The sequence below is a fragment of the Streptomyces sp. NPDC045026 genome (assembly GCF_056432625.1).
On sequence record NZ_JBWKIS010000018.1, the window covers coordinates 58101 to 82586 of the forward strand.

Consider the following 24486-nt stretch of genomic DNA (forward strand, 5'->3'; position numbering starts at 1 on the left):
GGTCTTTCGTTTGGATAAGGCCGGGTCAGGGAGCGGGGTCTGGTGCCGTGCATCGCAAGGCGGAGGAGGGAGTCGACGCGGAGCGTCGGCGAGTGACGACAACGCCGCGAGGTGCGGTGCCAGGGCGCGCGAGCCCGGCATGATCCAAACGGAAGACCCTAGAGCCTTTCGAACGACCGGCGGAGTTCCCAGTCGGTGACGGCGGCGTCGAACGCGTCGAGTTCGACCCGCGCCATGTTGCGGTAGTGCGCGACGACCTCGTCGCCGAACGCGGCCTTGGCGATGGGGCTGGTCTCCCACAGCTCGGCGGCTTCGCGCAGCGTCGTGGGGACGTGTTCGTACTCGCCGGTGTAGGCGTTGCCGGTGCACTCCTCGGGCAGTTCGAGCTGCTGCTCGATGCCGTACAGGCCGGCGGCCACGAGTCCGGCGACCGCGAGGTGGGGGTTCACGTCGCCGCCGGGCAGTCGGTTCTCGAAGCGCATCGAGCGGCCGTGGCCGACGACGCGGAGCGCGCAGGTGCGGTTGTCGTAGCCCCACGCGGCGGCGGTCGGCGCGAAGGAGCCCGGCTGGAACCGCTTGTACGAGTTGATGTTGGGCGCGTAGAGCAGCGAGAAGTCGCGCAGGGCGGCGAGCTGGCCCGCGAGGAAGTGCCGCATCACCGGCGACATCCCGCCGGGGTCGTCCGCGCTCCCCGCCATGACGTTGGTGCCGTCGGCATCCTGGAGCGAGAGGTGGATGTGGCAGGAGTTGCCCTCGCGCTCGTTGAACTTGGCCATGAAGGTGAGCGAGACGCCCTCCTGGGCCGCGATCTCCTTGGCGCCCGTCTTGTAGATGGCGTGCTGGTCGCAGGTGACGAGGGCCTCGTCGTAGCGGAACACGATCTCGTGCTGGCCCGGGTTGCACTCGCCCTTGGCGGACTCGACGACGAGGCCGGCCGCCGCCATGTCGTTGCGGATGCGGCGCAGGAGCGGCTCGATGCGTCCGGTGCCGAGGACCGAGTAGTCGATGTTGTACTGGTTGGCCGGGGTGAGGTTCTTGTATCCCGCGTCCCAGGCCTGCTCGTAGGTGTCCTTGAAGACGATGAACTCGAGTTCGGTGCCGACGTGGGCGGTGTAGCCGAGTTCGGCGAGCCGGTCGAGCTGGCGGCGCAGGATCTGCCGGGGTGCGGCCACGACGGGCGATGCGTCGTTCCACGCCAGGTCCGCGATGAGCATGGCGGTGCCGTCGTTCCAGGGGACGCAGCGCAGGGTGGAGAGGTCGGCGTGCATGGCGAAGTCGCCGTAGCCGCGGTCCCAGGAGGACATCTCGTAGCCGTCGACCGTGTTCATCTCGGTGTCGACGGCGAGGAGGTAGTTGCAGCCCTCCGTGCCGTGGGCGAGGACCTCGTCGAGGAAGAAGCGGGCGGCGAACCGCTTGCCCTGGAGCCGCCCTTGCATATCGGGGAAGGCCAGGACGACAGTGTCGATCTCTCCACTCTCGACGAGGGACGTGAGCTCCTCGACGCCGAGCGGGGGTGTGCGGTCTGCCACGGGAAGGCCTCCTTCGGGGCTTCTTCGGTCAGCCGGAAGCCATAAGGTATTGCGGAGAACCATTGCTTGGGAAGGGGGTACGGCCATATGTCGCACACCGATGGCGACGACCGGCTCACGCCGGTGCTGCGGCCCGTGCGGGCGGGCAACGGATTCGAGGAGGCCCTGGAGCAGATCCTCCAGGTCGTCCGGCTCGGCCTGGTCCCGGGGGGTGAACGCCTGCCGTCCGAGCGCGAGTTGGCGGACCGGCTCGGGATCAGCAGGGTGACGCTGCGCGAGGTCCTCAAGGTGCTCCAGGACCAGGGCCTGGTGGAGTCGCGGCGCGGGCGCTACGGCGGCACGTTCGTGGTGGCGCGCACGGATGCGCCGGGCGAGGACGAGCTGCGGCGCCGCCTCAAGGATGTCGACGTCGAGGACGCACTGCGCTTCCGGGAGGTCCTGGAAGTCGGGGCGGCAGGCCTGTGCGCCGCGCACGGCCTCACGGACGGGCAGGGCGAGCGGCTGCGCGCGGCACTCGCGCGCACGCATGACGCCCCGCTCGCCGACTACCGCCGCCTCGACACGCTGCTCCATCTCACGCTCGCCGAGCTGTGCGGGTCACCCTCGCTCGCGGCGCAGTACGCGGCGGTGCGCGCGACGGTGAACGACCTCCTCGACTGCATCCCGCTGTTGGTACGGAACCTGGAGCATTCGCAGCGCCAGCACACGGCCCTGGTGGAGGCGGTGCTCGACGGGGACGCGGACGGGGCGCGGGAGATGATGCGCGAGCACTGCGCGGGCACGGCCGCCCTCCTGCGGGGCTTCCTGACCTGAGCCCGTCATTAACCGGCGCGTAACGCAGGGGTCTTGATTTCTTCGCGCGCCCCCCGCAAAGGTATGGATCCACTCCATTGAGCATCCACCGTACGACGGGGAGCCCGCGCCATGACCTTGGACACCCAGAACACCCGCCCCACCGGTGATACGGGGGACGACTATCTGGAACGCAGAACGCTGCGCCGCGGCAGCGCGGGCTGGCTGCTCCTGACCGGGCTCGGCGTCGCGTACGTCGTCTCCGGCGACTACTCGGGCTGGAACTTCGGCCTGGCGCAGGGCGGCTTCGGCGGCCTCGGGATCGCCATGGCCCTGATGGGCGTCATGTACGCGTGCATGGTGTTCTCACTCGCCGAGCTGTCCTCGGTGCTGCCCACGGCGGGCGGCGGCTACGGCTTCGCGCGCCGCGCCCTCGGCCCCTGGGGCGGCTTCCTCACCGGCACGGCGATCCTCATCGAGTACGTCCTCGCACCGGCCGCCATCTCCATCTTCATCGGCGACTACGTCGAGTCGCTCGGCCTGTTCGGCCTGACCTCCGGCTGGCCCGTCTACCTGGCCTGCTTCCTCGTTTTCATCGGCATCCACCTGTGGGGCGTGGGTGAGGCGCTGCGCTTCAGCTTCGTGGTCACGGGCATCGCGGTCGCGGCGCTGCTCGTGTTCGCCGTCGCCGCGTTCACCGACTTCGACGCGTCGAAGCTCAACGACATCCCGGTGGACACGGGCGCGTTCGGCGCCAACTCCTGGCTTCCCATGGGTCTGTTGGGGATCTGGGCGGCGTTCCCGTTCGGCATGTGGTTCTTCCTGGGCGTGGAGGGCGTGCCGCTCGCGGCCGAGGAGACCAAGGACCCGGCGCGCACGCTGCCCCGGGCGATCCGCTGGTCCATGGCGATCCTCGTGGTGCTCGCCGTCCTGACGTTCCTCGCCTCCTCCGGGGCGCGCGGCTCGGCGGCGATCCAGGAGGCGGGCAACCCGCTCGTCGAGGCGCTCCAGCCCGACGGAAAGGCGACCGCGCTGAGCCGCATCGTGAACTACGCGGGCCTCGCGGGCCTGGTCGCGTCGTTCTTCTCCCTCATCTACGCGGGCTCGCGCCAGCTCTTCGCGCTCTCCCGCGCGGGCTACCTCCCCCGCTTCCTGTCGCTCACCAGCCGGCGCAAGGCGCCCTACCTCGGCCTGCTCGTTCCGGGCGCCATCGGCTTCGCACTGGCGGCCGCGACGGGCGACGGTGCCCGCATGCTGAACGTCGCGGTGTTCGGCGCGACGATCTCGTACGCTCTGATGTCCCTGTCGCACATCGTGCTGCGGCGCCGGGAACCGGGCCTCGAGCGGCCGTACCGCACTCCGGGCGGCGTGCTCACGTCCTCCGTGGCGCTGGTCCTCGCGTGCGCGGCGCTGGTCGCCACCTTCCTGGTGGACGTCACGGCGGCGCTGATCGCGCTCGGGGTGTACGCGGTGGCGATCGGGTACTTCGGGGCCTACAGCCGCAGGCATCTGGTGGCGCGGGCCCCCGAGGAGGAGTTCGCGGCGCTCGCGGCGGCAGAGGCCGAACTGGAACGGGACTGACCATGGCGAGGGAGCACGGGCACATGATGGGCAGACCGCTGATCGGGGTCAGTACCTACTGGGAGGCGAAGGCGAGCTGGGGTGTGTGGGAGCTGCCCGCCGCACTGCTGCCCGCCGGGTACCCGCGGCTCGTGCAGTCCGCGGGCGGCCTCGCCGCGATGGTGCCGCCGGACGACCCCAAATACGCGCCCTCGGTGGTCGCGCGGCTCGACGGGCTCGTCGTCGCGGGCGGGCCCGACGTGGAGCCGGGCCGGTACGGCGCCGAGCGCGAGGACCGCACCGGCCCGCCCGCGGTGGAACGGGACGCGTGGGAACTCGCCCTGATCCGCGCCGCGTTGGCGTCCGGCAAGCCGCTGCTCGGCATCTGCCGGGGCATGCAGCTCCTGAACGTGGCCCTCGGCGGCACACTCACCCAGCACATCGAGGGGCACGTCAAGGACATCGGCGTCTTCGGGACGCACGCGGTGACGCCCGTGCCCGGGACGCGGTACGGCGAGCTGGTGTCCGAGGAGTCGGACGTGCCGACCTACCACCATCAGGCGGTCGACCGTCTCGGCCGGGGTCTGGTCGCGTCGGCGCACGCGGCGGACGGCACGGTCGAGGCGGTCGAACTCCAGGGCCTCACCTGGGTGCTCGGCGTGCAGTGGCACCCCGAGATGGGCGAGGACGCGCGCGTCATGAAGGGCCTGATACACGCGGCGGCACGGGGCGGCTCCTGACGCCCCGCGCAGCGCTCAGGCCGGCCCGCGGGTGAGCGCGAGCAGATCCCTGGCCGGCCCCACGGGCCGGTGCCCCGTCGGCCACACCGCGCGCAGGTCCCTGTGCAGCCGTACGCCTTCGAGCGGGATCTCGACGAGCCTGCGCGCGGCGAGCTCTTCGGTGACGGCGAGCTCGCTCAGGACTGAGGGGCCCGCGCCGCTCACCGCGGCCGCCTTCACCGCGGTCGTCGACGACAGCTCGATGAGGGGGCGGGCCAGGCCGCCGAGGGCCGCGTCGAGGACCTGGCGCGTGCCCGAGCCGCGCTCGCGCAGGATGAGCGGGGTCGCCGCCAGTTCGCCCGCCGACAGCGGCTTCCTGCGCCGGGCCCACGGGTGCCCGGGGGCGGTGACCACGATGAGCCGGTCGTGGGCGATGACGGTGGCGTCCAGGCCCGTGGGCACCGCGAGGCCCTCGACGAAGCCGAGGTCTGCGTCGCCGGACAGGAGGCGCTCCGCGACCGCCGCCGAGTTGCCCGCGTGGAGCGACACCGCCGTGTCGGGGCGCTCCGCGCGCAGCGCGAGCAGCCAGTTCGGCAGCAGGTACTCGGCGATCGTCATGCTCGCGGCGACCCGCAGCCGCGAGTCACGGCGGTCGCGCAGGGCCTGTGCCCCTGCGTCGAAGGCCGCCGCCGCCTCGACGATCCGCCGCGCCCAGTCCGTGACGAGGGCGCCCGCGTCGGTGAGCCGTGAGCCGCGCGGCGACCGGTCGACCAGGGCGACTCCGAGCTGGCGTTCCATGGAGCGGATGCGGCTGCTGGCCGCGGGCTGCGTAATGCCCGTCTCGCGGGCGGCCCGGCCCAGGCTGCCGAGCCGCGCCACGGCGAGGAGGAGTTCCAGGGCGCCGAGGTCGGGGACCCGGTGGGCGAGCCCCGCCCCCGCCGTCGAACCGTCCGCCGCGCCCGCCGTATCGCCACTCATAAATCCAGCTTATGCCCACATAGAGGCATGGTCCCTGGTGGGGTGAGCGGCCCGGCGCGACCGTGGAGTCATGGTCACCGCCACCCGGCCGCTCACGGCACCCCGCATCCCGTCCCTCCGGTGTCCTGCCGTGCGCCATCTCGGCCCCAACTGGTACGCGTCCGTGATGGGCACCGCGATCATCGCGAACGCGGGCGCCGGACTGCCCGTGCACGTTCCCGGCCTGCGGACCCTGTGCACCGCGATGTGGGCGCTGTCCCTCGTGGCGCTCGTCGCCCTGCTGACGGCCCGCGTCCTGCACTGGACGCACCACGGCGACCGCGCGAAGGAGCATCTGCTCGACCCGGCCGTGGCCCCGTTCTACGGCTGCCTCGCGATGGCGCTGCTCGCGGTCGGCGCCGGCACGATGCTCGTCGGCCAGGACTGGATCGGGACGCAGGCGGCCGTCGCCCTGGACACGGTGCTGTTCACGGCCGGGACGGTGATCGGGCTCGCCGCGGCGGTGACAATCCCGTACCTGATGGTGGCCAGGCACCGGATCGAGCCCGGCCAGGCGTCCCCCGTGTGGCTGCTGCCGGTGGTGGCTCCCATGGTGTCCGCGGCCGTCGGCCCGCTCCTGGTGCCGCATCTCCCGTCGGGCCAGTGGCAGCAGACACTGCTCATCGCCTGTTTCGCCATGTTCGGGCTCAGCCTGCTCGCGACCGCGCTGATGCTGCCGCTGATCTTCGCGCGCCTGGTGACGGCGGGCCCGCTGCCGCTGATGCTCACGCCGGCCCTGTTCCTGGTGCTCGGCCCCCTCGGCCAGTCGACGACCGCCGTCAACAAGTTCGCGGACACCGCGCCGGGCGTCCTGCCGGCCCCGTACGCCCAGGGCTTCGGCGTCTTCGCCGTCCTGTACGGCGTCCCCGTGATGGGGTTCGCGCTGCTGTGGCTGGCGCTCGCGGCAGCGCTCGCGGTGCGGGCGCGCCGTCGCGGCATGCGGTTCTCGATGACGTGGTGGGCGTTCACGTTCCCCGTCGGCACCTGTGTCACGGGCGCGGAGGGCCTCGCGCAGCACACGGCGCTCGCGGTGCACGACGGGCTCGCGGTCGTCCTGTACGCCGTGCTCGTCGGCGCCTGGGCCGTCGCCGCCGTGCTCACGGTCCGCGGCCTGATCAGCGCAGAGCTGCTCGCAGCACCTCGACGAAAGTGAGTAGGCCGGTCAGGAGGTGAGGATCGCGATGCCGTCTCCGAGCAGTTTCAGCCCGAGTACGAAGAACAGGACGGCCATCACGGCGACGTTGTGCTGCGCGGCCCAGTCTTTCCAGTTGCCCAGCGTGGTCTTGGCCCGCTCTCCACCGAGCAGGAAGACTCCCAGAGGGGCAAGCAGGCCGAGGGTGGCGATCAGGACGAAGATTGCCAGCGATGCGATCTGCTGACCGACCGGCAGTCCGGCTGAGCCGATGGAGGCGGCCGCGGCGATGGTCAGCGGGGCGTTCTTGGCGTTGAGCGCGGCCAGGGCCAGTCCGAGTCCGAAGACCTTGACCGGCGTGAGGCGGTCGATCGCGCCCATCCATTTCGGCAGCTGGGCCTGCGAGGGATCTCTCGGACGCCGGTGCCACATCCGGGCGCCGAAGAGGACGAGGAACACGCCCAGAGCGAGCTTGAGGGCTCCCACCCAGGTGGCCGGGTGACTGTGGGCGGAGGCACCTGCGGGGGAGGCGATCGCCAGCATCACCGCACCCAGTGCCGCGAGTCCCAGAATCCAGCCGATGGTGAAGAGGGGGCCGTTGAGACGTCCCCGAGGCGTCGCGAGTATGAGGATGATGGCGATGATCGGGAGCGGGCTGATCGCGACGGCGGCCGCAAAACCCAACACGTCACCGAGAACTGCGCCCATGGTTGCCTCCGGTGAGGGATCCCATTCCATCTTCCTGCGTCGGGCCGGATCTGTCCTCGGGGGCCAAGATGCGAGGCAGCGCGTCCACCGTGAGGATTGAGATGTGAGGGCGACGGCGCCTCATGTTCGGACGCTTGGCGACCCTCGCACCGATCCGTGGCAGGAGAACCTCACGATGACTGCGACGACAAGTGCGGCCCAGTCGGCTCACTCCGAACGCCCGGGCAGGTCGGATGGGGTCTGCAGCGAGTTCACCGTCTTTACCAAGATCAAGCCGGGCCACGCGGATGCGCTGCGTGAGGATCTCGCCGCGCTCGCCGACGCGACGGCTGACGAGAAAGCCCGTGGAGCGCTGCGCCAGATCGGCACCCTGCACGACGCACGGCACGTGATCTTCGACAACGACACCCGGTTCATGTTCGCCAGCGTCTTCGACGGCTCCTGGGACACCTACATCGACGACTTCGCCAAGACAGTGGTCGGGGCCCGCTTCGACAAGGTCTTCTCGCACACCGAAGGGTTCCCTGGGGTCGCCGATCCCGGGGTGAAGGACTGGTTCGTCTCCCAGCAGGAGCCCGCGGGAGTCTTCGTCAGCTCGTACCCCGATCTGACCGTTCAGCAGATCTGGAAGGACCAGCGCGTGGACGAGGCGTTCGAGGCGGTGCTGGACACCGCCGAATTCCGGGCGATGCTGGACAACCCGGCCAACGCGGAGCTGCTGGCCACGCCGGCCTTCCAGAAGCTGCTGGAGGAAGCCGCGGCCTAGGGACACAACAAACCCTCAGAGCCGACCCGACACCGGTGGCCCGCGTCGGGCGCGGGTCGGCCGCTGAAGGCTGCCCGGGCAGAGGCCGACATGGAGGCACAAGCGAGCATGAACACGACGGCAAGCAGCAGCGCGGCCAGCGTGCGCGTCGAGATCGACGACGTCCAAAGCGGGGCACTGCGTCCACGGCCCGTGCCGTACGAGGGAAAGTTCGTCTTCCTGCGCGTCGACGACCGCCACGCCGGGCGTGCCCTGCTGCGGCGGCTGCTCCCGGTGACCTCGGGTGGTCTGCCCGGCGTGGACCCGAGCCAGGACGCCTGGGTGGCCGTGGCGTTCACCTACCAGGGCCTGGAGGCCCTGGGGGTGCCTCAGGAGTCGCTGGACAGCTTTCCGCGGGCTTTCCGTGAGGGCATGGCCGCTCGGGCGGAGCTGATCGGTGACGTGGGCGAGAGTGCCGCAGCGCACTGGGAGGCACCGTTCGGAACGGGCGATGTCCATATCGCGTTGAGCGCCCTCTCCTCCGATGCGGCGCAGCTGGACAAGGAGCTGGAGCGGGCTCGCGTCGCCTACGAGGACACGCCCGGTGTCCAGGTGATCTGGCAGCAGGAGGTCCACCAGCTCCCGACCGGGCGCACCACCTTCGGCTTCCGCGACGGCATCAGCCATCCGAACATCGAGGGCGTCGGACTGCCGGGTTCCAACCCGCAGGAAGCCCCCATCAAGGCCGGCGAGTTCATCCTCGGCTACCCCGACGAAACCGGCAGCCTGCCGCCCATGCCCAGCCCGGACGTGCTGGGACGTAACGGGACCTACGCGGCCGTGCGCAAGATCCACACCAACGTGGCGGCCTGGCGGCAGTACCTGCGCGCGAACTCCTCCAGTGCAGAGGAGGAGGCACTCCTGGCGGCGAAGATGGTCGGGCGCTGGCCCAGCGGGGCGCCGCTGACGCTGACGCCGGAGCACGATGATCCGGAGCTCGCGGCCGATCCGCACCGCGTCAACAACTTCCTGTACCGGGAGAACGACGATCGCGGCTTCCGGTGCCCCGCCGGTGCGCACATCCGGCGCACCAACCCCCGTGATTCCACCATCATCGGCGACGCACGGATGCACCGCCTCATCCGCCGCGGCACCACCTACGGCCCGCCGCTGCCCGAGGGCGTACTGGAGGACGACGGCGCCGACCGCGGCCTGGTCGGAGTCTTCCTCGGGGCCCATCTGGAACGGCAGTTTGAGTTCATCAAGGCCGAGTGGGTCAACGACGGCAACTTCATCGGCTACCCCGGCGAGAAGGACCCGGTGGCCGGGCATCACGGTGGAACCGGCCGCGTCACCATCCCGGAGAAGCCGGTCCGGCGGCGTCTGCAGAACCTGCCCAGCTTCGTGGTCACCCGGGGCGGTGAGTACTGCTTCGTACCGGGTCTGCGCGCCCTGCGCTGGCTCGCTGAGCTGGAGGGCTGAGGGTAATTCCTGCGCCCTGAGGCCCCACCACGGTCTCTGAGGAGAGGTCGACGTCATGGCAGCACAGTTCGTCCCCTACACGCCGGACGTCGAAGACGACGACCCGCACTTCGATCAAAGCCTGCAGACGGTGATCGAAAAGACCGAGAGCTACATCGCCGAGTCGGTCACGGCCGGTGGCACCGGCCGGGCCCTCCGCGACGCTCATGCCAAGGGCTACGGGCTGGTCCAGGGCGAAGTGGAGATCCTGGACGGGCTGCCACCCGCCTACGCCCAAGGCATCTACGCGACTCCGGGAACCCACGATGCGCTCATCCGCTTCTCCAACGGTTCGCCGCACGCCGGACCCGACGTGCGACTGGGCGCCGCCACCGGACTGGCGCTGAAGATCTTCGACATCCCCGGCCCGACCCTGCTGGAGGACGAACGGGACACGGGCACCTTCGACTACGCCAACATCAACGGACCGATCTTCTTCTGCAACACGGTCGAGCACTACCTGTTCATCCAGGAACTGTTCCTGAACGCGCCGGCCTACTTCTCCCAGGGCCGACCCGGCGCGCGTCGCTTCTTCACCGAGTTCGTGACCGGAAAGGGAACGCTGGACCAGGACAACTGGGCGTGGGACGAGTTCCTGGCCTTCCTGCGCCTGTCGAAGACCCCTCCGGCAAACCTGTTGCTGTCGAGCTACTGGACGATGGGCGCGGTCCGGCACGGGGACTACATCGCCAAGGTGCGCATCACCCCCGAGCCGTCCTTCGCCTCCGCGGTGGTCCGGCGCGACATCGACCCGGCCTCGGCGGCGGAGGTCTTCCGGCCGGCCCTGCAGGCCGAGTTGCAGGAGCGGCCCTACGCCTTCGACATCCAGGTACAGCTCTGCACCGACCTGGAGCGGATGCCGGTGGAGGACACCACCGTGGAGTGGCCCGAGCAGCTCTCGCCGTCCGTCACCGTGGCCAAGCTGCGGCTGCCGCAGCAGGACATCTCCGGCCCGGAAAACCTGGAGAAGATGGACTCGCTCTCCTTCACGCCCTGGCGGGTCACCGCCGAGCACGCGCCCCTGGGCAACATCATGCGGGCCCGCAAAGAGGTCTACCGGCAATCCTCCATCGAGCGCCACAAGCTCAACCAGCAGCCGCGCACAGAGCCGCGCAGCATCGACGAGGTGCTCGGTGCTTGATCGACTCCCGGGCCGCGCCGTTGATGTGGGAAAGAATCTCGCAGAAGCTACATCCGCGGATGCGCTGCTCGCAGTGCCGCGCCCAGGACCTCCGGCGCCTGCGCCAACGACGGCCCGTACCAGGTGAGATGGCGCCCGCTGACGAGTGCGGCGGGCACCGGGAACTGCTCGGGTCCGTCGTCGCGCGTGAAGCGGTAGGGCTCGTCGGGCAGCACCACCAGGTCGATGTCCGCCGAGCGCAACTCGTCGGCCGCCAGGCGCGGATAGCGCTCGCCGTGGTCCGCGTACACGTTGTCCACGCCGAGCCGCGCGAGCAGGTCACCGGCGAAGGTGTCCCTGCCGAGAACCATCCAGGGACGCCGCCACACCGGCACCGTCGCGCGCAGCCGCCGGGCCGGTGAGTCCAGCCCGCCCCAGGCCGCCGCGGCCTCGTCCAGCCAGCGGGGCCTGCCGGGAGAGCTGCAGGCCCGAAGGACCCGCTCCAGCTCGCGCAGCGCGCCCGGCAGATCTCGGATCTCGGTGACGAGGACGTCGAGTCCCGCGGCGCGCAGGGCCGCGAGGTCGGGCGCGCGGTTCTCCTCCTCGTTGGCGATCACCAGGTCGGGGGCGAGGGCGGTGATGCGTGCGACGTCGGGGTTCTTCGTGCCGCCGATCCGTACGAGCCCGCTGCCGAGGTCCGCCGGGTGCGTGCACCAGTCCGTGGCGCCGACGAGCACTCCGGGCAGGGTGACGGCGACCGCTTCGGTCAGCGAGGGGACGAGGGAGACGACGCGCGGGGCGCTGGGCACGGTCACCGTCCGGGTTCGTCGAGCGCCTCGATGTGTTCGGCGACCGCGACGACGAGCACGCGCGCGTCCGCGCCGGTGGCCCGCCAGCGGTGCCGTACGCCACCGGTCAGGTACAGGGTGTCACCGCGACCCAGGCGATAGGCCCGGCCCTCGGCCTCGACCTCGACGGCCCCTTCCGTGACGTACATGAGCACGTCGTTGCGGAGCTGGAACTCGCGGCCCTGGTCGTGGTCGCCGATGAACTCCTCGGCGTGCAGCTGGTGGTGACCGCGGACGAGGGAGCGCACGACGGAGTCGTGGGACGCGTCCTCGGCGACCGTGGTGTCGTCCGCGCGCACCAGGTCCACGGTGTGGGCGGGATCGGCGGCGGCGAGGAGCTCGACCGCCGTGGTGCCGAGCGCGTCGGCGACCTTCTCCAGGGAGCGCCGGCTCGGCCGGGCGCGCTCGTTCTCGACCTGGCTCAGGAACGGGACGGACAGGCCGCTGCGCTCGGCCACGGTGGCAAGGGTGAGCTCCTGGGCCCGGCGCCTGCGCCGCACGGCCGCGCCCACCCGAAGAGTCTCCTTGTGTTCGTCCATCCCTCCGGCTCCCTCCCGCGCGTCGTCACCCGTCGGCTCCTTGCACCCTACGCAGGTTCGCCGGACGGTTTCATGTGAGCGGGGGAAAGCGCGTGGGCGGCCGGTGCTGAACACCGGCCGCCCACGCGCTTGGGGAACTACTTCGGAACGTACTCGGGAACTACTGCGGAGCCATCCGGTCCGCGACGCCCGCGTGCGTCTTCAGCCACGCGTCCACGGCCTCTTCCTCATGGCCCTGACCGCGCTTCTTGATCTCCGCCTCGAGGCTGCCCAGCTCGCTCTCGCTCATCTTGAAGTTCTTGAACCACTTCGTGAGCTGGGGGTACTTCGAGGGGAAGCTCTTGTTGGCGATGGTGCGGATCGTGTTGCCCTCACCGAAGAGCTTCTTGGAGTCGGTCAGCTTGTTGAGCTTGTACTCGCTGTACGCCCAGTGCGGCGACCAGAGCACGACGGCGACCGGCTGCTTCTTGGCGTACGCGCGCTTCAGCTCGGCGAGCATCGCGGGCGTGGAGCCGTCGACGACCTTGTACTCCTTGTCCAGGCCGTAGCCCGGCAGGACGTTCTTCTTCAGCAGGTTCATCTCGCCGGTGCCCGGCTCGATTCCGATGATCTTGCCGTCGAAGGTGGAGCCCTTGCCCTTGAGGTCCTGGAGGGACTTGACGCCCTTCACGTAGGACGGCACGGCGACCTCGAGCGAGGTCGGGCTGTACCAGGAGCCCAGGTCGGTCAGGTTGTCCTTGTGCTTGTCCCAGTAGTTCTTCTGGGCATAGGGCAGCCAGGCGTCGAAGTTGACGTCCAGGTCGCCGGAGCCGAGACCCGTGTAGACGGGGCCGACGTCCATCTGCTTGAGGTTGAGCTTGTAGCCGCGGTCGCCGAGGACCCGCTTCCACAGGTAGGTGACCGCGACGTCCTCGTCCCAGGGGAACCAGGCGACGTTCACCGGACGGGCGGCCTCGCCCTTGCCGCCGGCCGTCGACGACTTCTGGACCGGGGCCAGCTTGTTGACGAAGCCGGGGTTCGCCTTCAGCCACGTCTTGACGGCGTCCTGCTGCTTGCCCTTGCCGGCCTTGTTGATCTCGGCCTCAAGACTCGTGAGCTGCTTCTCGGTCATCTTGAAGTTCTTGAGCCACTTGCCGACCTGGGGGTTGTCGGCGGCGAAGCCCTTGCGGGACAGCGTGTGCACGCCGTCGCCCTTGCCCCAGGAACCCTTCGGGTCCTTGAGCTTCTTCAGCTTGTAGTCGTTGTACGCCCAGTGCGGGGACCAGAGCGTCGTGACGATCGGCTGCTTCTTGGCGTACGCGCGCTTCAGCTGCGCCAGCATCGCCGGCGTGGAGCTGTCGACGACCTTGTACTCCTTGTCGAGGCCGTACTCCTTGAGCACCTTGCTCTTGAGCAGGCTCATCTCGCCGGCGCTCGCCTCGATGCCGGTGATCTTGCCGTCGAACTTCGAGGCCTGGCCCTTGAGGTCCTCGAGCGAGTCGATGCCCTTCATGTAGGCCGGCACCGACAGCTCCAGGGACGTCTGGTCGTACCAGGAGCCGAGGTCGTCGAGCTGCTTGCCGTACTTCTTCCAGTACTGCGCGTGGGTGGTCGGCAGCCAGGAGTCGGTCTCGAAGTCGATCTGGCCGGAGGCCAGCGACGTGTAGAGCGGACCCGCGTCGAGCTGCTTGGCCTGCACCTCGAAGCCGCGCTGCTCCAGGATCTCCTTCCACAGGAAGGTGGAGGCGACGCCCTCGTCCCACGGGATGTAGCCGATGGAGATCTTCTTGCCCTGGCCGACGTTGGACGCGTCGGTCACGGGGTTGTCGCTCTTCGAGCCGCCGAAGATGCCCATGCCGCCCGCGACGAGCGCGAGGATGACGACGCCGACGACCGCGACCTCGGGGCGCGGGCGGTAGTTCCAGACCGTCAGGCCGTGCGCGGCGCGCACCTTGGCGAGCGCGCGGCGGCCCATCGGGGACGCCTGGGTGCCGAGCGCGCTGGTCATGCGGTCGAGGTAGATCGCGAGGATCACGATGGCGACGCCGGACTCGGAGCCGAGGCCGACGTTCAGCTGGCCGATGGCCTCGTTCACGTCGGCGCCGAGGCCCTCGGAGCCGACCATGCCCGCGATGGCGGCCATGGACAGGCCGAGCATGATGACCTGGTTGACACCGGCCATGATCGACGGGAGCGCGAGCGGGAGCTGGACGCGGAACAGCGTGTTGCGCGGGGTGTCACCGAACGCGTCGGCGGCCTCGACCAGTTCCTTGTCGACCTGTCGGATGCCCAGCTCCGTCATGCGGACGCCGGGGGCCAGGGCGAAGATCAGGGTCGCGACGATGCCCGCGGGGGCGCCCGAGCCGAAGAACAGGATGGCCGGGATGAGGTAGATCATCGCGGGCAGCGTCTGCATGAAGTCCAGGACGGGGCGCACGACGGCGCTGACCCGGTTCGAGCGCGCCGCCCAGATACCGACCGGCACCGAGATGACCAGCGCGATGATCGTCGCCACGAGGACGAGCGACAGCGTCATCATCGCGTGGTCCCACAGTTCGAGGGAGTCGATGAACGCGAATCCTACGAAGGTCAGGACACCGGCCACCGTGCCGCGCAGCCAGAAGGCGATCACCGCGAAGATGCCCGCGAGGATCAGCGGCTGCGGGGCCTGGAGGACCCAGTTGATGCCGTCGTAGGCACCGTTGAAGACGTTCTTGAAGAAGTCGAAGAGCCATGCGGCGTTGCTGAGCAGCCACTCGACGACGTCGTTGACCCAGTCACCGAAGGGAATCCTAGGCACCGGTGCTCACCTTCTTCACCGGCTCGTCGCCCTCGCCACGCGGCGTCGGGACGGCGTCCTGCAGAGTCTTGGTCATGGAGGTCTGCGCTTCGGGCTTCATCGGCTCACCGAGCACGGCGAGGAGCCGTTCACGCGTGACCACGCCTATGAGCTCGCCGCTCTTGTCGGTCACGGCGACGGCGACGCCGTCCCTGGAGCACGGCGTGAACAGCTCGATGACCGGGGTGTCCTCGGCGACCGTCGCGGGCGCGTCGGCCGGGTCGTACTCCTTGCCGGGGGCGGTCATGATGGCGCCCGCCGTCAGCACGCGGGAGCGGTCCACGTCCTGGATGAACGAGGCGACGTAGTCGTTGGCCGGCGTGACGAGGATGTCCTCGGCACTGCCGATCTGGACGATGCGGCCGTCGCGCATGACGGCGATGCGGTCGCCCAGGCGCATGGCCTCGTTGAGGTCGTGGGTGATGAAGACGATGGTCTTCTTCAGGGTCTTCTGGAGCTCCAGGAGCTGGTCCTGCATGTCGCGGCGGATCAGCGGGTCGAGCGCGCTGAACGACTCGTCCATGAGGAGCAGGTCCGCGTCGGTGGCGAGCGCGCGGGCCAGGCCCACGCGCTGCTGCATACCGCCGGAGAGCTCGTCGGGCCAGGACTTCTCCCAGCCGGCGAGACCGGCCAGGCGCAGTGCCTCGACAGCGCGCGCCTCGCGCTCCTTGCGCGCGATGCCCTGGACCTCGAGGCCGTACGCCGCGTTCTCGAGCACGCTGCGGTGCGGGAAGAGCGCGAAGTGCTGGAAGACCATGCTGATCTTCTTGGAGCGCACGGCACGCAGTTCGCGGGGACTGAGCGCGGTCAGATCCTGGCCGTCGAAGCGGACGTGCCCAGCCGTGGGCTCGAGCAGTCCGTTCAGCATGCGCAGAAGCGTGGACTTGCCGGAGCCCGACAGACCCATCACGACGAAGATCTGGCCCGGCTCGACGGTGAAGGAAGCGTCGATCACGGCGGCGGTGGTGCCGCCGGCGCGCAGTTCCTCACGGTCTGCTCCGTGGCGGAGCTTCTCCACCGCTTCATCGGGTCGTCTGCCGAACACCTTGTACAGGTCTTCGGCTTGCAGCCTGGACACATACACCTCTCGGGTAGAACGATGACGGCCCGCCTCCCCCGCCGGCGGGCCGTGGAGCGATGCGAGGTCCACTCGCAGTCCGGAAACCCATGCACTTGTTGAATGAGTGACCGGGTCCGCTCCGGCTCGGCGCCTGCCCTCACTTATGCAGATCAAACGCAAGAGTGTTCCAGTTCACATTGCGTTCACTTCCGGACCCGGAACCGCCACATCCGCGAGCGGCGGTGACTGTCAGTGCGTTGCGGCAGGATGTGGTGCGTGACCCAGCGAACCGATCGCCTGATGCTGCTCGACACCGCCTCCCTGTACTTCCGGGCCTATTTCGGGGTCCCCGACTCCGTGAAGGCCCCGGACGGGACGCCGGTCAACGCGGTGCGCGGCCTGCTCGAATTCATCACCCGGCTCGTGCACGACCACCACCCCGACTCACTCGTGGCCTGCATGGACGCGGACTGGCGCCCCCAGTGGCGGGTCGACCTGATCCCCTCGTACAAGGCGCATCGCGTCGCGCAGGAGACCGAAACGGGGCCGGACGAAGAAGAGATCCCCGACACGCTCTCCCCCCAGGTCCCGATCATCGAGGACGTGCTCGACGCGCTGGGCATCGCGCGCGTGGGCGTCGAGGGGTACGAGGCGGACGACGTCATCGGCACGTTCACCGGCCGGGCCACCGGTCCGGTCGACATCGTCACCGGCGACCGGGACCTCTTCCAGCTCGTCGACGACGGCCGCGAGCGCCGCGTCCTGTACCCCCTCAAGGGCGTCGGCACCCTGCAGATCACCGACGAGGCCCTGCTGCGCGAGAAGTACGGCGTGGACGGTTCCGGTTACGTGGATCTGGCACTGCTGCGCGGCGACCCGAGCGACGGCCTGCCGGGGGTGCCCGGCATCGGCGAGAAGACGGCCGCGAAGCTGCTCGCGCAGTTCGGGGACCTGGCCGGGATCATGGCCGCCGTCGACGACCCGAAGTCGAAGCTGACGCCTTCGCAGCGCAAGCGCCTGGACGAGTCGCGGCCGTACATCGCGGTGGCGCCGACGGTCGTGCGGGTCGCCGGGGACGTGCCCCTGCCGGACGTGGACACGGCGCTGCCGCGCGAGGCGCGCGATCCCGCGGCCCTCGACAAGCTCGCGGAGCACTGGGGCTTGGGCGGATCTTTGCAGCGACTGCTCACCACCCTGGAGCGCTGAGTGTTAACTTAGGTAAACCTAAGTAGTCAGTGATCTTCAGGGGAGGCCGCCATGGCGGAACGTCCGGAACGCAGGAAGCCGACGGCACACCGGGGCGAGGTCCTGCGCACCGAGCGGCTCTCCCCGCACATGCAGCGCGTGGTCCTCGGCGGGGACGGCCTCGCCGCCTTCGCCGCGGGCGGCTGCACCGACCACTACGTGAAGCTGCAGTTCCCGCTCGACGGGGTCACCTACCCCGAGCCCTTCGACCTCGGCCGGATCCGTGAGGAGCTGCCGCGCGATCAGTGGCCCCTCACGCGTACGTACACCGTGCGCGCCTGGGACCCGGTGGCGCGCGAGCTGACGCTCGACTTCGTGGTGCACGGGGACGAGGGGATCGCCGGGCCGTGGGCACGGGACGTACAGCCGGGCGCGAGCGTGCATCTGGCCGGTCCCGGCGGCGCCTACGCCCCGGACGCCGGCGCCGACTGGCATCTGCTCGCCGGTGACGAGAGCGCCCTGCCCGCGATCGCCGCCGCCCTGGAGGCGCTGCCCGAGGACGCCGTGGCCCATGCCTTCGTGGAGGTCTCCGACGCCTCCGAGGAGCAGAAGATCGACTCCGCCGCCCAGGTCGTCTGGCTGCACCGCGGCGACCGGCCGGTGGGCGAGGCACTGGTGCAGGCCGTACGCGGGCTCGCGTTCCCGGCCGGCCGGGTGCACGCCTTCGTGCACGGTGAGGCGGGCTTCGTGAAGGAGCTGCGCCGCCATCTGCGCACCGAGCGCGAGATCCCGCGCGAGGACCTCTCGATCTCCGGCTACTGGCGCCTCGGTCACAACGAGGACGGCTGGCAGGCCTCGAAGCGGGAGTGGAACGCGCAGGTGGAGGCGGAGCAGGAGACGGCGTAGGGCCACCTCCCGCCCCGCTGCGGCGTGGTGTTCAGAGCTGCGGCGTGGCGCTCAGACGGAGCGCTGGTACGAGCGGAAGGTGCGGGTCGACAGCCACACCGCCACGACGGCCAGCACGAGGAGCGCCCCGCCGCGGGTCAGCACGTCGCCCTGGTCCGGGTGGGCGGACATGGCCGAACGGCCCGCAATCATCGCCCAGTTGAGCGGGTTGAAGTCGGCTATGTGCCGCATCCACGACGGCATCTGCGACGGCGCCATGAACGCCGAGGACAAGAAGGTCAGCGGGAGCAGCAGGAACGTGTTGATCCCGATGATCGACTCCCGCTCCCTGACCAGCATGCCCAGGGCGTTCGACAGCGCGCCGAACACCGTACCGAGGAGCACCGCGGCGGCGACGAGGATGAGCACTCCGCCCGCCCCGCCCGGCACTTCGGCCCCGCCGAGGAGCCCGAGCAGCACGATGACGACCGACTGGAGCGCGGTGACCAGACCGTTGCTCACCACGTTGCCGTTCATCAGTGCTCCACGGCTCACCGGTGTGGTGAGGAACCGGTTGAGCGTGCCCCGCTGGATCTCGTCGAGTGTCGCCATGCCCGCCCACATGTTGGAGCTGAGCGCGCTCATCACGACGACGCCGGGGATGAGGTAGTCGAGATAGGTCGTGGTCCCGAATCCGCCCAGCTCGACGACCTTCTTGAACAGGTTGCCGAACAGGAACAGCCACACCACCGGCTGGATCAGGGTGATCAGCAGATACGCGGGCTGCCGCAGGAACACCATGAGCTGACGCTGCGTCATGTACCAGGTCTGTGGGATCGCGGTACTCATCGGGCACCTCCGGCGGGGGCGAGGGAGTCGGCGGCGGACTCGTCCACGGTGGCGGCCTGCGCCTCGGAGTAGCGGCGGCCCGCGTAGCGGAGATAGACGTCGTCGAGCGAGGGTCGGGCGACGGTGGCGGCGGCGACCGCGACTCCGGCCCGCTCCAGCGCGGCGAGCAGGACGGGTACGGCGGCGGCCCCGTCGTCGGCGCGGACGCTGACGCGCCGGCCGTCGAACTGGGTCTCCCGCACACCGGGCAGCGCGGCGAGCGCGCCCTCCAGGAGCGTGCGTCCGGCGTCCTGGACGGCGGCGCGCAGCTCCAAGTGGACGGCGTCCCCGCGCAGTTCGCCCTTGAGTCCGTCGGGGGTGCCTTCGACGACGACATGGCCGCGGTCGACGACGGCGATGCGTTCGGCGAGCCGGTCGGCCTCTTCGAGGTAGTGCGTGGTGAGCAGGATGGACAGGCCCTCGTCGCCGGCGAGGCGCGCGATCTCGTCCCACATCGCGGTGCGGGCCTCCGGGTCGAGGCCGGTGGTCGGCTCGTCGAGGAAGAGCACCTCGGGCCGGTGGACGAGGCCGAGCGCCACGTCGAGGCGGCGCTGCATGCCGCCCGAGTAGCCCTTGACCTGGCGCCCGGCGGCGTCGGAGAGGCGGAAGCGGTCGAGGAGTTCGGTGACGCGCCGGTTCAGGTCCGCGCCGCGCAGGCCGTACAGCCGGCCCTGGAGCTGGAGGTTCTCGCGGCCCGTGGCGACGGGGTCGGCGCCGGACTTCTGGGCGACGACACCGATGGCGCGGCGCACGCGGTCGGGGTGCCGCAGCACGTCGTGGCCCGCGACGGTGGCGGTCCCGGAGTCGGGGCGGGCGAGGGTGGTGAGGATCTTGACGGTGGTGGACTTGCCTGCACCGTTCGGGCCGAGCAGGCCGAAGACGGTGCCGGGTTCCACGGTGATGTCCATGCCGCTGAGCGCGGTGACATCGCCGGGATAGGTCTTGACGAGTTGACGCGCCTGCACTGCGGGCGCACGGGTGCTCATGACGACGGCTCTCCTGTGTGAGCGGACGACGACTGATCCGCTCGCGGGTGTGAGCGGATGACGGCCGATCCACGTGAAGAGCGCCGGGCTATCCTGGGTGTGCCGCACCTCGATCGCCTGGCTCGCCGCACGGTGGGTCGGTCCGGGGTTCGAGACCCTGGCGGGACTGCTGTAACAGTCCCGCCGGGGTCTGTTTGTCTCTCTCGGCTTGCTTCCCTCTCGGCCTCTCTGTTCTCTTCCTGGTTCTCTTCCTGCGGTGGGGTCACCGGTCGCGGCGTTCTCGCGGTGAGGTCACCGGTCGGGGCGGGTGTCCTCCAACTCGGCGAATTCCGGCGGGATTTCACCGGTCTCCTGGAAGGTCCGCCACTGCTCGACGCCGTCGAGCGTGCCCTGCTTGACCTCCCGCAGGAAGCCGCGGATCCACTCGGCCTGCGCCTCGACCATGTGCAGCTGGTACTCGGTCTCCACGAGGAAGATCCGCGGCAGCGACTCGTACAGCTTCATGAGTCCGCCGCGCGCGCTCGCCGCCTGGACCTCGAGCGAGGCCAGCCGCTCCTCGAGCAGTCGCGTCACCTCGTCGGGGTGTATGACCCCCATCAGGGAAAGCGCCGTCTCGAAGATCGGGTACTCCCGCGCGGGCACCGCGAGCAGGTCGGAGAGCCACTCGAGCGCTTCCTCCCTGCCGTCGTCGGTGATCCCGTAGAGCGTGCGCTCCGGCCGGTTTCCCTGTCGCTGCACGTCCGCGACCTCGACGAAGCCGTGCTTCTCCAGGTTCTGTACGACCGTGTAGAGCGAGCCGTAATTGATCTTCGTCGTGGTGTCCTTGCCGCGCCGGCGCAGGGTCTGCGCGATCTCGTACGGGTGCATGGGCTTCTCCATGAGCAGCACCATCACCGCGAGGGCCAGCGGATTGCCCAGCTTGCGCCGCTTCGTGGCCACGGACCTCACCTCACCCCTCGCGCACCTCACCTGGAAGCGCTGCACCTCGTATCCGAATATCCGTAGCCGAACATATCGCGATGGGCCACCAGGGTCAATACACGATGTATCGCGAATGAGGCGGGTACGCAAGACGGGTGTGCAAGAACGGGTGCGCAAGAGGCGAGGGCTTCGACGCCGATACGACCGCGCCACGCCCCTGTCACACCCCCGGACTGCGGTCGCCCTGCACGCGCGCGTGGAGGTGGCAGTCGTGCCAGCCGTCCGCGTGCAGGAGCGCGCTGCGCTTCGTGCCCTCCAGGGCGAACCCCGACTTGAGGGCGACCCGGCAGGACGCCATGTTGCCGACGGCGTGCTGGAGTTCGAGGCGGTGGAAGCCGATCTCGTCGAGCGCCCAGCGGGACAGCGCGGCGACGGCGCGCGGCGCGACCCCGGCACCCCGGGCCGCGGGCAGGACCCAGTACGCGACCTCGGCCAGCCCCTCGTGCAGCGAGACGGTGCGCAGCCCCGTGCGGCCCACCACCTCGCCGGTGTCCGCGGTGGCGACCGCCCAGCTGGCCCGCTGCTCACCGTCCCAGGCGTCCCGCCACTCCGTCATCCAGCCGCGCGCCTCGTCCTCGGACTCCGCGATCCGCGCGTGCCAGTGCTGGATCGTCGGGTCGCGGAACGCCGCGTACACGGCCGGCACGTCCTCGTCCCGCCAGGGCCTCAGGACAAGGCCGCCCTCGGCCTCGATGGTGGGCTGGGGGCCACGGGCGAGCGTGCCGGCGGCCAGGACCTGCGAAATCGTCATCGGCATGCGCTCCATCCTGCCCCTGGCGGCCCGCCCCGTCCGCGATTTCTGGGGACCGCCGGCCGCCCGTAGGCTGGGCCGCGATGAGACGTAAGCGGCGCATTCCGCCCTCCCCGCTGCCGCAGCGCGACGGCATCGACCCCTTCCGAGTCATGCTGCCGCTCGACGGCGCCTGGAGCACGGTGCGCGACCATCTCGTGGAACGGCTCGCGGCCGGGCCCGGGGTGATCGACGCGATGCTGCGCGAGGGGCGGATCGTGGGCGCGGACGGGGCCGCGGTGACGCCGGACGCGCCGTACGCGCCGGGCGCCTGGGTTTGGTTCCACCGCGACCTCGCGCCAGAGGTGCCGGTGCCGTTCGCGATCCGGATCGTGTACCGGGACGAGCACATCGTCGTCGCCGACAAGCCCCACTTCCTGGCCACGACGCCGCGCGGCGGCCATGTCACCGAGACCGCGCTGGCGCGCCTGCGACGGGAGTTGGACCTGCCCGCGCTCGGGCCGGCGCACCGGCTCGACCGGCTCACCGCGGGCCTCGTCCTGTTCGTCGTCCGTCCCGAGGAACGCGGCGCGTACCAGACGCTGTTCGGCGACAAGCTGGTGCGCAAGGCGTACGAGGCGGTCGCCGCGTACGACCCGGGAGTCGCTCTGCCGAGGACCGTGCGCAGTCGGATCGAGAAGGAGCGCGGGGTACTCGCCGCGCGCGAAGTGCCGGGCGGCGAGCCGAACGCACAGAGCCGGATCGAACTCCTCGGGGAACGCGGCGGGCTCGGCCGCTACCGGCTGCTCCCCCACACCGGCCGCACCCACCAGCTGCGGGTCCATATGAACGCGCTCGGCCTGCCGATCCTCGGCGACCCCATCTACCCCGTGGTCGCGGACGCGGTGGCGCCGGACGACTTCCGCCGCCCGCTCCAACTCCTCGCGCGGACCCTGGAGTTCAGGGATCCGGTGACGGGCCAGGAGCACCGCTTCGAGAGCGGTCGGGTGCTTGCGGCGTGGTCGGCGTACGAGGAGTGGGCGGACGGCGGGCCGACGGCGCCCGCCCACTCCTCGTAGCGCCTGGGTGCGGCCCGGTCAGTAGCCGCGCCACCAGCGCAGGAAGCGCTGCCAGGCGCCCTGCGGCGGAGCGGCCGGCTCCGGGAACGCGGCGGGCGGCTGCTGCGGTTCCGGGGCAGCGGCGGGGGCGGGCTGCGGGGCCGGCGGAGCGTGCGTCGACACCTGCCAGTCGTCGCGCTGCTCCGGGACCGGCCGGATGCCGGGTTTGGCGACGATGTCCTGCGGCGGGCGCGGCTCGAACTTCACCGGCAGCTCCACCAGATGCCGCGAGAGGATCGAGGAGCGCCAGCGCAACTCGTGCTCGTCCACGGAGAGTTCGACGTCGGGAAGGCGCATCAGGAGCGCGTCGACGCCGATGTCGGCGATGGCGCGGCCGATGTCCTGTCCGGGGCACTCGTGCGGTCCGCCGCCGAAGGCGAGGTGCGAGCGGTTGCCCTGCATGTTGGCGGACAGGTCGGGGCGTACGACGGGGTCGACGTTGCCGGGCGCGATGCCGAAGATCAGGCCGTCGCCCCGGCGGATGTGCCGGCCGCCGAGCTCGGTGTCCTCCTTGGCGAAGTAGCCGACCATGGCACTGAACGGCGGCTCGTCCCACAGGGACTGCTCGACCGCCTCGGGCACGGTCATCTGGCCGCCGTTGAGCCTGGCGCGGAAGCGGGGGTCGGTAAGGACCACGCGCAGCACGTTCGCGATGAGGTTGGCCGTGGCCTCGTACGCGGCGATCAGGACGAGGCGCAGGTGCTGGGCGACCTCGTCGTCTCCGAGGGCGGCGGGCTGGGCGATGAGGTGACTGGTGAAGTCGGCCTCGGGGCGGGCCCGGCGGCGGGCGGTGAGCCTTGTGAGGACGCCCATGATGTATTCGTTGCTCGCGATGGCGGTCTCGGTGCCCTTGATCATGTCGCGGGCGGCCTGCACCATCCGCTCGTTGTACTCCTCGGGCATGCCGAAGATCCGGCACATCACCATCATCGGCAGGTGCTCGGCGAACTGGCTGACGACCTCGGCCTCGCCCGTCTCGCAGATCTTGTTGACCAGCTCGTTCGAGGCGCGGTTGATGAAGCGCCGCAGCCCCCGGGACTCGATGGTGCCGATCGCCCCGGTGACCGCGCCGCGCAGCCGCTGGTGGTCGGCGCCCTCGGCGAAGCTGCAGATGGGCTGCCAGCTGAAGACCGGCGCGAGGGGGTTGGTGGGGGTGACGCTGCCGTCGAGGACGGCGTTCCAGTGGCGCGCGTCGCGGTTGAACTGCGAGGTCGCGCGGACCATGTGCAGGTTCTCGCTGTGCCCGAGGACCGCCCACATCGGCACGTCTTCGTGGATCAGGACGGGGGCGACGGGGCCGTGTTCGGCGCGCAGCTTCTCGTAGACGGCCGCGATGTCGTCGTCCGCCTCGGGACCGTAGAGCCGGCGCAGGCCGCCGGGGCCCATGGCGTGGGCGGGGCAGCCGGGCGGCGGACTGAGCGGGGCCTCGTCCGTGCCGGCGTGTGAGTGGGAGGGAGTCGTCACTGTGATCGCTCCGGTGGTGTGGAAAAGGCGGTGTGGAAACGGCTGTGGGAATCGGCTGTGCGGCAAACGGCAGTGCGGAATCAGATGTGCCGGATCGGCGGTGTGCGATCGGCCGTGCGGAAAAGACTGCTGTGGCGGAAG

22 protein-coding genes are annotated in these 24486 nt (G+C 70.4%); 10 read left to right on the forward strand and 12 right to left on the reverse strand.

The features are described from left to right. Positions 1-158: 158 nt before the first annotated feature. The gene (locus tag AC07EJ_RS30575) at positions 159-1529 is read right to left on the reverse strand and encodes a glutamine synthetase family protein (RefSeq protein WP_389483992.1); all 1371 of its coding nucleotides are present in this window, start codon (positions 1527-1529) and stop codon (positions 159-161) included. An 87-nt stretch (positions 1530-1616) separates the two neighbouring features. Between AC07EJ_RS30575 and AC07EJ_RS30580 the strand changes: the two genes are divergently transcribed. The 3 genes from AC07EJ_RS30580 (at position 1617) to AC07EJ_RS30590 (ending at position 4621) form a co-directional block, all read left to right on the forward strand. After that, complete coding sequence (locus AC07EJ_RS30580; protein ID WP_389483994.1) at positions 1617-2342, forward strand: FadR/GntR family transcriptional regulator; 726 nt, start codon at positions 1617-1619, stop codon at positions 2340-2342. 111 nt (positions 2343-2453) lie between these two features. After that, positions 2454-3902 (forward strand): ethanolamine permease, encoded by a 1449-nt coding sequence (gene eat / locus AC07EJ_RS30585; protein ID WP_389483996.1) that lies wholly within the window; start codon positions 2454-2456, stop codon positions 3900-3902. A gap of 26 nt (positions 3903-3928) precedes the next feature. Continuing rightward, positions 3929-4621: a gamma-glutamyl-gamma-aminobutyrate hydrolase family protein gene (locus AC07EJ_RS30590; RefSeq protein ID WP_389484021.1), complete on the forward strand. Its 693-nt coding sequence runs from the start codon at positions 3929-3931 to the stop codon at positions 4619-4621. 15 nt (positions 4622-4636) lie between these two features. Here the strand turns inward: AC07EJ_RS30590 and AC07EJ_RS30595 are convergent, their stop codons facing one another. After that, complete coding sequence (locus AC07EJ_RS30595; protein ID WP_389483999.1) at positions 4637-5578, reverse strand: LysR family transcriptional regulator; 942 nt, start codon at positions 5576-5578, stop codon at positions 4637-4639. Between the two features lie 70 nt (positions 5579-5648). Between AC07EJ_RS30595 and AC07EJ_RS30600 the strand changes: the two genes are divergently transcribed. Further along, a complete protein-coding gene (locus tag AC07EJ_RS30600; protein WP_478885488.1) occupies positions 5649-6770 on the forward strand; it encodes a TDT family transporter in 1122 nt (373 codons plus the stop codon). A gap of 9 nt (positions 6771-6779) precedes the next feature. Here the strand turns inward: AC07EJ_RS30600 and AC07EJ_RS30605 are convergent, their stop codons facing one another. Continuing rightward, positions 6780-7457 (reverse strand): GAP family protein, encoded by a 678-nt coding sequence (locus tag AC07EJ_RS30605; RefSeq protein ID WP_389484003.1) that lies wholly within the window; start codon positions 7455-7457, stop codon positions 6780-6782. 175 nt (positions 7458-7632) lie between these two features. On the opposite strand from AC07EJ_RS30605, the gene AC07EJ_RS30610 reads away from it, so the two are divergent. The 3 genes from AC07EJ_RS30610 (at position 7633) to AC07EJ_RS30620 (ending at position 10864) form a co-directional block, all read left to right on the forward strand. Beyond that, positions 7633-8223, forward strand: coding sequence for a hypothetical protein (locus AC07EJ_RS30610; protein WP_478885489.1), 591 nt, complete (start codon positions 7633-7635; stop codon positions 8221-8223). A gap of 108 nt (positions 8224-8331) precedes the next feature. Further along, a complete protein-coding gene (locus AC07EJ_RS30615; protein WP_389484008.1) occupies positions 8332-9684 on the forward strand; it encodes a Dyp-type peroxidase in 1353 nt (450 codons plus the stop codon). Between the two features lie 55 nt (positions 9685-9739). After that, positions 9740-10864 (forward strand): catalase family protein, encoded by a 1125-nt coding sequence (locus AC07EJ_RS30620; protein ID WP_389484010.1) that lies wholly within the window; start codon positions 9740-9742, stop codon positions 10862-10864. Between the two features lie 47 nt (positions 10865-10911). Here AC07EJ_RS30620 and AC07EJ_RS30625 read toward each other — a convergent pair whose 3' ends face one another. From AC07EJ_RS30625 to AC07EJ_RS30640, 4 genes are all read right to left on the reverse strand, one after another. Further along, on the reverse strand, positions 10912-11658 hold the full coding sequence (locus tag AC07EJ_RS30625) for a helical backbone metal receptor (protein ID WP_389484012.1): 747 nt from the start codon (positions 11656-11658) through the stop codon (positions 10912-10914). Continuing rightward, entirely contained in the window at positions 11655-12230 is a 576-nt protein-coding gene (locus AC07EJ_RS30630; protein WP_389484015.1) for a helix-turn-helix domain-containing protein, read from the reverse strand. The genes AC07EJ_RS30625 and AC07EJ_RS30630 overlap by 4 nt, the downstream gene beginning before the upstream one ends. Before the next feature lie 160 nt (positions 12231-12390). After that, positions 12391-15009, reverse strand: coding sequence for an ABC transporter permease/substrate binding protein (locus tag AC07EJ_RS30635; RefSeq protein WP_478885490.1), 2619 nt, complete (start codon positions 15007-15009; stop codon positions 12391-12393). Then, positions 15002-16126, reverse strand: coding sequence for a quaternary amine ABC transporter ATP-binding protein (locus AC07EJ_RS30640; RefSeq protein ID WP_389490334.1), 1125 nt, complete (start codon positions 16124-16126; stop codon positions 15002-15004). The genes AC07EJ_RS30635 and AC07EJ_RS30640 overlap by 8 nt, the downstream gene beginning before the upstream one ends. Before the next feature lie 249 nt (positions 16127-16375). Here AC07EJ_RS30640 and AC07EJ_RS30645 point away from each other — a divergent pair, with 249 nt between their 5' ends. Then, positions 16376-17314 carry a 5'-3' exonuclease gene (locus AC07EJ_RS30645; protein WP_393585517.1) on the forward strand — a complete coding sequence of 313 codons (939 nt, stop codon included), beginning with the start codon at positions 16376-16378 and terminating at the stop codon, positions 17312-17314. Between the two features lie 51 nt (positions 17315-17365). After that, positions 17366-18199: a siderophore-interacting protein gene (locus tag AC07EJ_RS30650; protein WP_389490330.1), complete on the forward strand. Its 834-nt coding sequence runs from the start codon at positions 17366-17368 to the stop codon at positions 18197-18199. Between the two features lie 51 nt (positions 18200-18250). On the opposite strand, the gene AC07EJ_RS30655 is transcribed toward AC07EJ_RS30650, so the two are convergent. The 4 genes from AC07EJ_RS30655 to AC07EJ_RS30670 all read right to left on the reverse strand — a co-directional run bounded on the left by AC07EJ_RS30655 (position 18251) and on the right by AC07EJ_RS30670 (position 21790). After that, positions 18251-19027, reverse strand: coding sequence for an ABC transporter permease (locus AC07EJ_RS30655; protein ID WP_389490328.1), 777 nt, complete (start codon positions 19025-19027; stop codon positions 18251-18253). Continuing rightward, a complete protein-coding gene (locus AC07EJ_RS30660; protein WP_389490327.1) occupies positions 19024-20052 on the reverse strand; it encodes an ABC transporter ATP-binding protein in 1029 nt (342 codons plus the stop codon). Before AC07EJ_RS30660 ends, AC07EJ_RS30655 begins: the two co-directional genes overlap by 4 nt. 291 nt (positions 20053-20343) lie before the next feature. Further along, entirely contained in the window at positions 20344-20991 is a 648-nt protein-coding gene (locus AC07EJ_RS30665) for a PadR family transcriptional regulator (protein ID WP_389490324.1), read from the reverse strand. A gap of 202 nt (positions 20992-21193) precedes the next feature. Continuing rightward, on the reverse strand, positions 21194-21790 hold the full coding sequence (locus tag AC07EJ_RS30670) for a GNAT family N-acetyltransferase (RefSeq protein WP_393585521.1): 597 nt from the start codon (positions 21788-21790) through the stop codon (positions 21194-21196). Positions 21791-21867: 77 nt separating this feature from the next. On the opposite strand from AC07EJ_RS30670, the gene AC07EJ_RS30675 reads away from it, so the two are divergent. After that, a complete protein-coding gene (locus AC07EJ_RS30675) occupies positions 21868-22842 on the forward strand; it encodes an RluA family pseudouridine synthase (RefSeq protein WP_478885491.1) in 975 nt (324 codons plus the stop codon). An 18-nt stretch (positions 22843-22860) separates the two neighbouring features. Here AC07EJ_RS30675 and AC07EJ_RS30680 read toward each other — a convergent pair whose 3' ends face one another. Continuing rightward, on the reverse strand, positions 22861-24345 hold the full coding sequence (locus tag AC07EJ_RS30680; RefSeq protein WP_478885492.1) for a cytochrome P450: 1485 nt from the start codon (positions 24343-24345) through the stop codon (positions 22861-22863). Positions 24346-24486: the final 141 nt, after the last annotated feature.